We start from the raw sequence: 12,253 nt of genomic DNA, 5'->3' as shown, positions 1-12,253 counted from the left end.
GCGATGACCGAGGTGAAAATTTGCGGCCTGCGCACGGCGGAAGCCGCTCGGACGGCGGCCCGCATCGGCGCCGATTACGCGGGCTTCGTCTTTGCTCCGAGCAAGCGGCAGGTAACGGCTGCCGAGGCGCGTGCGCTGATCGCGGCAATGCGCGAGAGCGGGGAAGGGACGAAGGCGGTAGGCGTCTTCGTCAATCTCGAGCGGGAGACGCTTGTCCGCATTATGGCGGAAGCGCCGCTGCAGGTGGTACAATTGCACGGGCAGGAGACGCCGGAGCTGTGCCGCTGGGTGAAGGAGACGTTCCCGGGCGTGCGCGTCTGGAAAGCGTCGCCGATCGCTTCCGGCGATTCGCAGCGAGCGGATTTGCAGGACGCCGTGAAGTTGCGGCTGGACCGCTACGCCGGAGTCATCGACGCGCTGCTGATCGATACGCATGATCCGGTATACGGGGGCGGCTCGGGCAAGACGTTCGCCTGGGAAGTAATTCCAGCGTATTTGGCATGGTGCCGTCAGCACGGCATCCCGCTGCTTGCTGCCGGCGGCCTGACGCCGGACAACGTCGGGGAGCTGGCCGGCCGCTATGCGGTGGACGGCGTCGACGTGTCGAGCGGCGTGGAGACGGACGGAATGAAGGATTTGGACAAAATGAGAAGCTTTGTGGAAAGGGTGAGGCGCATTGTTTAACGGACCGGATGAGCATGGCCGATTCGGCAAATTCGGCGGCAGGTACGTTCCGGAGACGCTGATGAACGCGTTGATCGAATTGGAGGAAGCGTACAAAAAATATTCTAGGGACCCGCGTTTTCAGCAGGAGCTGAGCGGCTTGCTGCACCGTTACTCGGGACGGCCGACGTCGTTGTATTACGCGGAGCGGCTCACCGAGCATCTGGGCGGGGCCAAAATTTATTTGAAGCGCGAGGATTTGAACCATACCGGCGCGCACAAGATCAACAACGCGCTGGGGCAGGGACTGCTCGCCAAATATATGGGCAAAAAGAAAATCATCGCTGAAACCGGCGCCGGACAGCACGGGGTGGCGACCGCGACCGTGGCCGCGCTGCTCGGCTTCGAATGCAAGGTGTTCATGGGCGAGGAGGACACGAAGCGGCAGCAGCTCAACGTATTCCGGATGAACCTGCTCGGCACGGAGGTCGTGCCGGTCACGTCTGGCACGCGCACCTTGAAGGATGCCTGCAACGAGACGCTGCGCTACTGGGTGAGCCATGTCGACGATACGTATTACATTCTCGGCTCGGCTACGGGGCCGCATCCGTATCCGCTGATCGTGCGCGACTTCCAGCGCATTATCGGGGACGAATCGCGCAAGCAGATCGTCGAGCTGGAAGGGCGGCTCCCCGATGCAGTCGTGGCGGCTGTCGGAGGCGGCAGCAACGCGATCGGCATGTTCTACCCGTTCCTAAATGACGACAAGGTTCGGCTTATCGGCGTGGAAGCGGCAGGCAAAGGCGTCGACACGAAGGAGCACGCGGCGACGATGACGAAGGGAAGCCACGGCGTGTTCCAGGGCTCGATGAGCTATTTGCTGCAGGACGAATACGGCCAGGTGCAGGAGGCGCACTCCATCTCCGCCGGCCTCGATTATCCCGGTGTCGGTCCCGAGCATGCTTATCTGAAGGATACCGGCCGTGCCGAATACGTGCCGATCACCGACAAGGAGGCGCTGGACGCGCTGCAGCTGCTCAGCCGCACGGAAGGCATCATTCCCGCGCTGGAGAGCGCGCATGCCATCGCGCATACGATGAAGCTTGCGCCGACGCTGAACAAGGATCAGATCGTCGTCGTCAGCTTGTCGGGGCGCGGGGACAAAGATGTGGAAGCGATTATGAAATATTTGGGAGGTGCCGGGCATGACCAGCAGCAACCGCATTGATCTCAAATTCGCAGAAATGCGCGAGCGGAAGGAGCCGGCCTTCATTCCTTTCCTGACGGTCGGCGATCCGGATCTGGCAACGACCGTCGATATTATTCTGGAGCTGGAGAGGGCGGGGGCGGCGATGGTCGAGCTCGGCGTCCCTTACTCCGACCCGCTGGCGGACGGGCCGGTCATCCAGCGTTCCTCCGAACGGGCGCTGAAAGCAAACCGGGTGACAATCCGGGACGTCATTGGCGTGGCGCGACAGGCGAGAGAAAGAGGCTGCGAGCTGCCATTCATCCTGTTTACTTATTTCAACCCCGTGCTGCAGCTTGGTCTGGAACCGATGATGAAGCTGATGCAGGAGAACGGCATCAGCGGAATGATCATTCCGGATCTGCCGATGGAGGAGGACGGCGAAGTGAGGCAGCTGGCGGGGCGCTATGGTCTGCACCTGATTCCGCTCGTAGCACCGACGTCCAACGAGCGGATTCGCCGCATCGTGGAACGGGCATCCGGCTTCGTCTACTGCGTATCCTCTCTCGGAGTAACTGGCGCAAGATCGCAGTTTCACAGCGGCGTGGACGATTTTTTGCGGACGGTCAAGGATAGCACCTCGCTTCCGATCGCGATCGGCTTCGGCATCTCCAGGCGGGAGCAGGTCGAACGGTTTGCCGCAGTATGCGACGGCATCGTCGTCGGCAGCGCGCTTGTGCTCAAGATCGAGGAGGCGCTGCCTCTGTTGCGCGAGGAAAGCACGAAAGCGAAAGGGCTATTGCAAATTCGCGAATTTGTGCGAGAATTAATAGGTAGCTAGTTTTTGCATTCATAGGCATTTTTATATTGTAACGAGGTGACCGTTGTGCAGCCCAAACAAAATATCGTTCATTTGCCTGTATATCAGCCGGGCAAACCGATCGACGAAGTGAAGCGCGAGCTCGGATTGACCGATGTGATCAAGCTCGCCTCGAATGAAAATCCGTTCGGATGCTCGCCCAAGGCGAAGGAGGCGATCGCTTCGCTGCTTGACCAGGTAAGCATCTATCCCGACGGGGGAGCCGTTCAGCTGACGGAAGCGGTAGCGGCTCATCTCGGCGTCGGCACCGACCAGATCATCTTCGGAGCGGGCTCCGACGAAGTGATTCTGATGATTGCCCGCGCCTTTCTGGTGCCCGGCGACGAGACGATTATGGCGGCTCCGACCTTCCCGCAGTACAAGCATAATGCCGAGATCGAAGGGGCCGTTATCGTGGAAGTGCCCGTCGATGCCGACGGCAAGCACGATTTGAAGGCGATGCTGGCGAAGGTAAACGAGCGCACGAAGATCGTCTGGATCTGCAATCCGAACAATCCGACGGGCACGATGAATACGGATGCCGAAATTCGCGCTTTTCTGGACGCGGTGCCGAAGCATGTGCTCGTCGTGCTGGACGAGGCATACGCGGAGTACAACGTATCCGGGCAATATCCTGATAGCATGAAGCTGCTAAAGGATTACGAGAACGTGATCTCGCTGCGCACCTTCTCCAAAATTTACGGCCTGGCCTCGCTGCGGATCGGCTACGGCGTAGGACGGCCGAACGTCATCCGCTCGGTCAATCAGGTGCGCGAGCCGTTCAACACGACGAGCTTCGCCCAGAAGGCGGCCCTCGCCGCGATTGGCGACCAGGCGTTCATCGACTCGTGCCGCGAGGCGAACACCAAGGGCATCCGCCAGCTTCAGGCCAAGTTCGGCGAGCTCGGGCTGCGCAGCTTCGAGGCGCACGGCAATTTCGTCATGGTGGATGTGCAGCGTCCGGGCAAGCCGGTCTTTGAAGCCTTGCTGCGCAAAGGCATCATCGTTCGCCACGACCCGTCCTGGGGATATCCGACGATGATTCGGGTGACGGTCGGCAGCGAAGAGCAGAACAGCAAGTTTTTGGCCGCGCTGGAAGAAGTGCTGAGCGAAGTGGCAGTTTCATGACGAAGATTGCGATCTTCGGAGTCGGTTTGATCGGCGGCTCCTTGGCGCTTTGCTTCAAGGGGAAGCCGGGGCTGACGGTTGTCGGCCATTCGAACCAGCCGGAGTCCGTCGAGAAGTATATGAAGCGCGGCGTCGTCGATTACGCGACCACCTCGATGGAAGAGGCCGCTTGCGATGCCGACTTTATTTTTCTATGCACGCCGGTCAGCTTGCTCGAGCCGTATTTGAGCAAGCTTTCGGCCATGAAGCTGAAGCCGGGCTGCATCATCACCGACGTGGGCAGCACCAAGGCGCAGCTGGACGAAAGCGCCTCGCGCATGGAATGGAAGGACGTTCATTTCATCGGCGGGCATCCGATGGCGGGCAAGGAGAAGTCCGGCGTGGAAGCGGCGACGTCGCTGCTGTTCGAGAACGCGATCTATGTGCTTACGCCGCAGGAGGGAACGCCGGAGGAAGCGTATGAGCGCCTGGCCGGATTGCTCAAATGGACGAAAGCGCACTTGATTCGGATCGATGCCAAGCTGCACGACGAGATCGTCGGAGCGATCAGCCATCTTCCGCATATTATCGCTGTAGCGCTTGTCAATCAGGTTGCCGCCTACAGCGAGCGCAACCCGCTGTATCAGGAGCTGGCGGCGGGAGGCTTCCGCGATATTACGCGCATCGCCTCCAGCGATCCGGTCATCTGGCGCGATATTCTGATGAACAACAGACAGGTGCTGCTGCGTCTGCTGCAGGATTGGAACGAGGAGGTCGGCCGCTTCATCCGGCTGCTCGAGGCCGGAGACGGCGAAGGCATAGCAAGCGAGTTCGCGCGCGCGAACCGGTTCCGCAGCGAGATGCCTGAACGGCGCAAAGGCGTCATTCATTCGTTCTACGACATCTATGTGGACGTGCCCGACCATCCGGGCGTGATCGGCCATATCGCCACGCTGCTCGGCAGCCATAAGGTCAATCTGTCCAACATTCAGATCATCGAGAGCCGGGAGGACGTGCACGGCGCGCTGCGCCTGTCGTTCAGCGAGGAGAGCCATATGGATAAGGCGATTTCGCTGCTCAAGGACCAATACGAGGTGTATCAGTAAGGGGAGGGGCTTCTGAGGGAGCCCCTCTTCACGTTGTTCTCGGCGTACCCCGCGCATCGGCACAAAAAATTCGGAAACGGTTGCAGAAAAACCGTTGACAAATTGAAAACGGATACATATAATAAGAGTACAGTATGGTTTCTCTCCACTCCTATCCGAATACTTGCACACTGTGCAGCCGCCTGATTCGTTCAGGTGGTCTTTTTTTTGTTTTGCGCCATACAGTAAGGTTAGTGCCTCCTGTTTTTGGCAGTGCTACGGAATCGTGTCGGAAAAGCAGGATTTTTGACTATTGACCGCGAATTGTAAATGTATGTACAATCGAATAGTTTTATTTTTTTCAAAAAATCCGGTTGTCGGACCGCAACTTTTTGCTCCCCTTACAGTAAAACATGATAGTATCGCTGGGAGGAGCAGGAACGCGAGGAGGGTCGCAAGTACATATGACCGATTCCCAGTTGATCCGTGAGATCAAGGACGGCAATGTCCAGCTGTACGACGAATTGATGCGCCGGTATGAACGCAAGATTTTGGCCTTCATTTTTCATATGCTGAAGAGCGCTCACATGGAGTCGATGGCGGAAGATCTCTGCAACGAGACGTTCTATAAAGCCTACCGCAGCCTGCACTCGTTCCGGGAGGTCGAAGCTACGTTCTCGACGTGGCTGTACACGATCGCCCGCAATACGGTGCTGAGCGAGCTGCGCAAACATAAAAATATGAAGGTCTCCCTCGAAGAGAGCGGATATGTCCCGCAAACCGATCTCGAAAAGCAGCCGGAGCAAACGGTGCTCCGCAACGAGAAGGTGCATATGGTGCGGGATGCCATCAACAATTTGCCGGAGAAGCAGCGCTCTGCCCTGATTCTGCGCGAATACGAACAGCTGGATTACCAGGAGATCGCCAACATTCTCGGGCAGACTGTCAGCTCGGTCAAATCCTTGCTGTTTCGCGCCCGGGCCAGCGTCAAGGTGCAGCTTGAACCATACTTCGACGATGCGAGCTTCGAGGGGTACGAGAGGATGAATCAACGATGAAATGCCGCGATGTACAGGAGCTGCTGGGCATGTATTGGGATTTGCCGGAAACCGACCTGCGCCGGCAGGCGGTAAACGAGCATACCAAGCACTGCAGCCAATGTTCGGAAGAATTCGACATTTGGCTCGAGAGCACGATGCTGATTCAATCTGCCGTCGTGGACGAGGAGCCGTTCGAAGCGGCCGGAGAGCGCTCGATATCCTCCAGCGTGATGAAGCGGATTTATGAAGACGAATCGTGGCGGCTGCCGGTGGCCGATCGAATGTACCGCTTTTCCTATAAGCTCAGGCGCAATGTGACGGCTGTTATCGCTGCTTGCCTGGCGATCTTTATCTTTACTTTTGCGGTATCGCTGATTGGGCCGCAAGGAACAGATTCGGGAGGCATCGATTCGGCCGTGTTCGGGAGAATCGGCGATCCGGTCGTTATCGCTGCCGGACAGAGCGGCTCCATGAACGCCTATGCGATGCCGACGACCGCGGTAGCGAGTCTGAAGGGCTTCAACGACCCGATCAAGATGAAGGTCGGCCCGATTCGCACGGTGAAGGACTATTTGCTGTTCGTGTCGTTGCTCGGATTTACGAGCACGCTGCTGATTATGAACTGGCTGTCACGGACGAGGTCCTGACCAAGCGGCCATGAAGGGGGAACATCGATGAAGACGATCGGACTTGTCCGGCACGGCACGACCGAATGGAATCTGGCCGGGAGAATGCAGGGGCAGATGGATACGCCGCTCGCGGAAGCGGGTCGGGTTCAAGCGCGGCTGCTGGGGCGGCGGCTTGCTTCGGAGCCAGGCTGGGACGGAATCATCGCGAGCGATTTGTCCCGGGCCGCCGAGACCGCGCAGATCGTAGCTGCCGCATCCGGCATTCCGCTGATCGGGACGGACGCGCGGCTGCGCGAGCGGTCGTTCGGGCAGATCGAAGGGACGACCCGCGAAGAGCGGATTGCCCGTTTCGGCGCGAGCTGGCGCGAGCTGGATTTGGGGGTCGAGAGCGACGAGCAGCTGCTGTCCCGGTGGGACAGCTTTCTCGGGGATGCCGAGAAGTCGCATGCGGGCCGACGTATACTGATCGTCACTCACGGGGGATATATCGCCCCCATCGTACAGCGGGCGCTTGGCCGCATCCTTGAGGAAAACCTGGACAATACGTCGCTGACGGTGCTCGATCGGGATGGAGAACGGTGGAACGTACCGCTGATCAACTGCACCGAGCATTTAAGAGAGCTGGAGCTGTCTCAACAGGGCTAAAACCTGGGGAGACGGCTTTTTAAGTATAGGCAGTCCGATGGCAAAAGGAATCGCTCGTCATACGGGCTGACTTTAAGCTAACGCAAGCCACAGAGCTTATTTCACTCGAAACGATCGATTTGAATTTGTAACGCAAGTGAGCGGCCTTATTCGGCAATTTGCCCGCCTGATTCAGCGTTTTTGACTAAATAGCGATACCAGCCTTCGGTTACATTTCAAACAGAGCACGGAATCAGCTAAATAGCGTTTGTCATTTGCGTTAGAGATGAGATTGTGACTCTTGGCTCGCTTGAACCCCTCGAACCGCGGCCCGTTCATCCTTGAATGGGCAAAACGTGAAATCGTTTGTGTTGCGAACGCAGATTGACGTTTTCTTGCGGCGATGCGTTTAAAACCGGCACATTTTCCCATAATGGTTAGTAAGAGAACGGGTGGCGGAATTTTCCGGGCAACGGGCCGCCGCCGACATCTTTGCCGGTTGTGAAGGGGGAACAAGCATGAACTTGGCCGACATGCTCAGCTATGCGGATATCCAAGATTTGAGCCGTATTGCCAGTAACTACGCATGCGAATGCAACGGGCACTCCAAGAACGAGCTGATCCAATCGATTCTGACGAAGGTCGGAAGGAAGGATGTGTTTGAGCAGCAGGTCGGCGAATTATCGCTGGAGGATATCCGGTTCCTCAACTCGCTGCTGTTCGATCCCCGCGGCACCTTCAGTCTGGAGGAGCTGACGGCGCGCGCCCAGCAGAGCGTATTCCACAGAGACGGGGCGGAGCCGAACCTTAATCCGCGCGAGACGATCGTCCGCTTCAAGCACCGCGGCTGGCTGTTCAACGGCCATTCGCTGCAAACACGTTATTTGTTCGCGATTCCCGCCGACCTGAAGCGCCGCTTTATCGCCTCGCTGGCAAAGCAGTTTCAGCGGCAGCTGCAGACGGCGGACGAGCCGCAGGTTTACCGCGACGAGCAGCGGCTGATTGCCGAGGACATCTGGCATTTCCTGAAGTTCCTCCGGAATCAGGACGTAATGCTGACGTCGGAGAATGTCATGTACAAGCGAAGCCTGCTGCAAATATTGGACAGCTTGTCCGTTCGCGAGGAGCCGGTCGGCCGCACCGCCTGGAGGTTCGGTTACGGCCGCATGTTCCGGGATTATCCGAACCGCTTCTCGCTCATCTACGATTATTGCTATTACAACGATCTTATCAGCGAGCACAATCAAGTGCTTGCGCTCACGGAGCTTGGCCGGGAACGGGTCGACAACTGCCAGAAGGAAGAATTGCCCGAGATATACCGCTTCTGGCTGAGGCTGTACAAAGGGCCGATTCCGAATCTGCAGTCGCTTGTCCAGTGGATCAATCTGCTGGCCCCAAATTGGGTTACGGCTTCCTCGCTCGGAGAGGTGCTGTGCGCGCTGATCAAGCCGTATTATTACGATAGTCCGGCATCGATTGTCGAGCAGCGCATTTTTCAAATGATGATGCATTTGGGACTGCTGCGGATCGGCGAAGACGATGAGGCCGGCCGGGTCGTCCAGGTGACGAAGCTGGGCAGCCGGATTATCGAGGGCGCTTATGTCGAGGAGGACGACCGGATCGTCATCGACGGTTGAAGCCGGGACGGCGGCGAAGCGAGGGCAGAAGCACATTCAAAGCGATGAAGGCGACTGTACTTAACGGCGTTATGGCCGTTGAATATGATTTATTAGGAGCAGGAAGGCACAATTACGAATCATGAATCGTCAGGAGGGGGTTCTTATGGGCAAAATAAACGCAGCGGGCGACGGAATGCTCGGTTTGTTCGCAGAGATGGTGCTGGATGAAGCCCTGCGCAAGTTCAGGGAACAGTCCCTTTACCAGGAAATCGATCAAGCATTGGCCAAAGGAGACGAACAGTCCTTCATTGCCCTGACGAATGAACTGAATGCACTGCGCGCCGTAGGACAATGATAACGTTGCGACGAAGTGAATTATGACACTTCTATGAAAGGCATGTGAAGCCCCGTTCATATGCCTTTTTTTGTGGTACAGTTAGACGGGAAGGAAAGGAGCGTAAGGACAATATGAAATTCAGCGATATTGCCGAGGGCCAGTGGGACGAGCTTAAGCCTTATCTGGATACGGCGCTGCTGCCGCTTACGGGGCTTGGCGGCGGCGAAGCGCCGCATGAGGCGACGCGGGCCCTGGAGCAATTGCGGGATGCGCTCGACTTGATCGAGATTCCGTTCAAGGGGCGCATCGTTACATACCCGGCTGTGCACTTCGCGGCGGAGCCTGACGAGACGAAGCGGCAGCTTGAGGCCGTATGCCAGCGGCTGAAGGAAGCGGGCTTTCGCTATATCGTCTTGATGACGGCGAGAAGCGAGGACGAGCTGCCGCTCGCCGCTCCGCAGCATGCGGACGCCCTCATACGGATCACCCCCGAGCAGTTGAAGGAGGATGCCGCCGGCGCCAGGCAGCTTGTGTCGGAAACTGTGGCGAAATTATGGGCGGGGGAAGCGGCAGAAAGCAGCAGCAATGTATGAATTGTGGCAAGATGGCTCAATCTAAACAAGAAATCGTTCTAAACAAGAAATCGTCGCCAGAGGCGGGCGAATCCTTCGCGATCGGATGTCCCGCGGTACTGAAATCGTGTCGGCGGGTCTCCGTTCATTTTTGAAAGAGTTGTGACAATTTAGTTAAATGTGACATAAGCCCGCCGACGAATGCGCGGCTGCGGCTTGTCCCAATTCTTGACGCACCAGGGGACGTAGGCTATTATATTTATGTCCTAGTGTATGGTGTAAACTAATGTCGAACGACGACTGATATATGTTGCGAAGGGGGTTGAACGAGAATGAACGACCACATGAATCAGGAAGCGCAGCACGGAGAGAAGCCGGTCAAACGCCGCGAGATGTCCCGGCGCCAGTTTCTTTCCTACACCCTCGGTGGAGCAGGTGCTTTCATGGGAGCCGGCATGCTGTTTCCTATGATCCGGTTTGCGGTGGATCCGGTTCTTCAGCCCAAGTCGGAAGCGGAATGGGTAAAAGTTGTTGAAGAATCGCAAATTACAGAAGTGCCCAAGTCCTTTAAATTCCAAGTGCATCAGGTTGACGGCTGGTACGAGAGCGACCCGGAGCTGGAAGCATGGATTGCGCGCGACGCAAGCGGCAAGATTTTCGCCTTGAATCCGACCTGCAAACATCTCGGGTGTACGGTAAACTGGAACGGAAGCCCTCAGTTCAAGGATCAATACTACTGTCCTTGCCATGGTGCTCATTACACGATCGACGGGCAAGCGCTTGCGGTCGCGCCGTTGCCGCTTGACGAGTATCAGGTCAAGGTCGAGAACGGCTTCGTGTATGTCGGCCAGCTTGGACCGAATACGAGGGTTTAATTGAAGGAGGCGTAACATCGGATGTTGAAAAACGTCTATAACTGGATCGATGAACGTCTGGATATCACGCCGTTATGGAGAGACGTTGCGGACCACGAGGTGCCCGAGCATGTCAACCCTGCTCATCACTTCTCCGCTTTCGTATATTGCTTCGGCGGCTTGACGTTCTTCATCACGGTTATACAAATTTTGTCCGGCATGTTCCTGACGATGTATTATGTGCCGGATATCATCAACGCCTATGCAAGCGTTGACTACTTGCAGCACAAGGTCGCATTCGGCGTCATCGTGCGCGGGATGCACCACTGGGGAGCAAGCTTGGTCATCGTCATGATGTTCCTACATACGCTCCGTGTATTCTTCACGGGCTCTTACAAAGCGCCCCGCGAGATGAACTGGGTTGTCGGGATGCTGATTTTCTTCGTGATGCTGGGCCTTGGCTTGACGGGTTATCTGCTCCCGTGGGACAACAAGGCTTATTTCGCGACAAGCGTTACGCTGAAGATCGTCGAGTCGGTTCCGTTCATCGGCGAATATGCCAAAACCTTGCTGCAAGGCGGCGAAATCGTAGGGGCTCAAACGTTGACGAGATTTTTCGCCCTGCACGTGTTCTTCCTGCCGGGTGCGCTGCTCGCCTTGCTCGCCGGACATTTCTTCATGATTCGTAAGCAAGGTATTTCCGGACCGCTGTAAGACCCGGGGAAGCATTGCACAGTTTTCTGCCCAAGAAGACGTTAAGGAGGGGCGATTCGTGGCTCATGGTCATAAAAATGATGAAAAAATAGTTTACGTAGGGGACTCGCGTGTCCGTGCCAAATCATCGCGTCCGGTTCCGCCGGATTACTCGGCATACCCGGGCAAGTCGGAAGTATTCATTCCGAACTTCCTGCTGAAGGAATGGATGGTTGCCGTCGTCGTGCTGGTCGGCATTCTGGTGCTGACCATGTCCGAGGCCGCGCCGCTCGGTTACCCGGCGGACCCTACGAATACGGAATTTATTCCGATGCCGGACTGGTACTTCCTGTTCATGTATCAGCTGCTGAAGTACCCGTACACGTCCGAACAGTACGTCGTGCTCGGTACGCTCGGCGTTCCCGGAATCGCGTTCGGCGCGCTGCTGCTCGCACCGTTCCTGGATACAGGGAAGGAAAGACGGTTTTACCGCCGTCCGATCGCTTCCTCGCTGATGTTCCTCAGCTTGATTGCGGTTACGTACTTGACCGTCGTCTCCTGGACGCATTATCAGCACGAGCTGAAGGAGAAGAACATTATTCCGGAGCATATCAAGCGCGAGGAAGAGATGCACGCAGCGAAGGGCAAAGGCGAAAGCCCTGCGCCTAAAAAATCGAACCAGCAGGTGGCGATTGTGGCGGAAGACGATCCGGCGATGGAAATTTACAAGAAATCAACGTGCGTTTCCTGCCACGGCGGCGATCTGAAAGGCATGCCGACAGCCAAAATTCCGGCGCTGCGCGGAGTCGGCGACAAGCATTCGAAAGATGAAATTCTCAATATTATTCACAACGGTATCGGCCAAATGCAGCCGCAGTACGATGTGAACATCGCGCAAGGCTTGACCGATGCCGATCTGGATGCGCTGGCGGACTGGCTGTCCAGACAGAAGAAGCAATAAAGACGAAATAAAACCTGACTGCTG

At 56.9% G+C, this 12,253-nt stretch carries 14 protein-coding genes; all 14 read left to right on the top strand.

The annotated features are described in order from the left end of the window. Nucleotides 1–3 precede the first annotated feature (3 nt). Nucleotides 4–684 (top strand): phosphoribosylanthranilate isomerase, encoded by a 681-nt coding sequence (locus F591_RS0107885; protein ID WP_019534051.1) that lies wholly within the window; start codon nt 4–6, stop codon nt 682–684. Beyond that, a complete protein-coding gene (gene trpB, locus F591_RS0107880; RefSeq protein ID WP_019534050.1) occupies nt 677–1,891 on the top strand; it encodes a tryptophan synthase subunit beta in 1,215 nt (404 codons plus the stop codon). The genes F591_RS0107885 and trpB overlap by 8 nt, the downstream gene beginning before the upstream one ends. Further along, nucleotides 1,869–2,690: a tryptophan synthase subunit alpha gene (gene trpA, locus F591_RS0107875; protein ID WP_019534049.1), complete on the top strand. Its 822-nt coding sequence runs from the start codon at nt 1,869–1,871 to the stop codon at nt 2,688–2,690. Before trpB ends, trpA begins: the two co-directional genes overlap by 23 nt. Before the next feature lie 45 nt (nt 2,691–2,735). Further along, complete coding sequence (hisC, locus tag F591_RS0107870; RefSeq protein WP_019534048.1) at nt 2,736–3,836, top strand: histidinol-phosphate transaminase; 1,101 nt, start codon at nt 2,736–2,738, stop codon at nt 3,834–3,836. After that, nucleotides 3,833–4,921, top strand: a complete 1,089-nt coding sequence (locus F591_RS0107865) for a prephenate dehydrogenase (RefSeq protein WP_019534047.1) — start codon at nt 3,833–3,835, stop codon at nt 4,919–4,921. Before hisC ends, F591_RS0107865 begins: the two co-directional genes overlap by 4 nt. A gap of 443 nt (nt 4,922–5,364) precedes the next feature. Beyond that, on the top strand, nt 5,365–5,958 hold the full coding sequence (locus F591_RS0107860; RefSeq protein WP_019534046.1) for an RNA polymerase sigma factor: 594 nt from the start codon (nt 5,365–5,367) through the stop codon (nt 5,956–5,958). After that, nucleotides 5,955–6,587 (top strand): anti-sigma factor family protein, encoded by a 633-nt coding sequence (locus tag F591_RS0107855; protein ID WP_019534045.1) that lies wholly within the window; start codon nt 5,955–5,957, stop codon nt 6,585–6,587. Before F591_RS0107860 ends, F591_RS0107855 begins: the two co-directional genes overlap by 4 nt. Nucleotides 6,588–6,614: 27 nt before the next feature. Then, nucleotides 6,615–7,214, top strand: coding sequence for a histidine phosphatase family protein (locus tag F591_RS0107850; protein WP_019534044.1), 600 nt, complete (start codon nt 6,615–6,617; stop codon nt 7,212–7,214). Nucleotides 7,215–7,711: 497 nt separating this feature from the next. Next, nucleotides 7,712–8,830 carry a hypothetical protein gene (locus tag F591_RS0107845; protein ID WP_019534043.1) on the top strand — a complete coding sequence of 373 codons (1,119 nt, stop codon included), beginning with the start codon at nt 7,712–7,714 and terminating at the stop codon, nt 8,828–8,830. A 145-nt stretch (nt 8,831–8,975) separates the two neighbouring features. After that, complete coding sequence (locus F591_RS0107840) at nt 8,976–9,167, top strand: IDEAL domain-containing protein (RefSeq protein WP_019534042.1); 192 nt, start codon at nt 8,976–8,978, stop codon at nt 9,165–9,167. A 113-nt stretch (nt 9,168–9,280) separates the two neighbouring features. Beyond that, nucleotides 9,281–9,742 carry a DUF2487 family protein gene (locus tag F591_RS0107835; RefSeq protein ID WP_019534041.1) on the top strand — a complete coding sequence of 154 codons (462 nt, stop codon included), beginning with the start codon at nt 9,281–9,283 and terminating at the stop codon, nt 9,740–9,742. Nucleotides 9,743–10,053: 311 nt separating this feature from the next. Beyond that, nucleotides 10,054–10,596, top strand: a complete 543-nt coding sequence (locus F591_RS0107830) for a Rieske (2Fe-2S) protein (RefSeq protein WP_019534040.1) — start codon at nt 10,054–10,056, stop codon at nt 10,594–10,596. A gap of 21 nt (nt 10,597–10,617) precedes the next feature. Next, nucleotides 10,618–11,289 carry a menaquinol-cytochrome c reductase cytochrome b subunit gene (gene qcrB, locus F591_RS0107825; RefSeq protein ID WP_019534039.1) on the top strand — a complete coding sequence of 224 codons (672 nt, stop codon included), beginning with the start codon at nt 10,618–10,620 and terminating at the stop codon, nt 11,287–11,289. Between the two features lie 58 nt (nt 11,290–11,347). Beyond that, nucleotides 11,348–12,229, top strand: coding sequence for a c-type cytochrome (locus tag F591_RS0107820; RefSeq protein WP_019534038.1), 882 nt, complete (start codon nt 11,348–11,350; stop codon nt 12,227–12,229). Nucleotides 12,230–12,253: the final 24 nt, after the last annotated feature.

This window comes from Paenibacillus ginsengihumi DSM 21568, from assembly GCF_000380965.1.
GTDB classification, from domain to species: Bacteria; Bacillota; Bacilli; order Paenibacillales; family NBRC-103111; genus Paenibacillus_G; species Paenibacillus_G ginsengihumi.
This window is presented reverse-complemented; position numbering and strand designations above follow the sequence as displayed.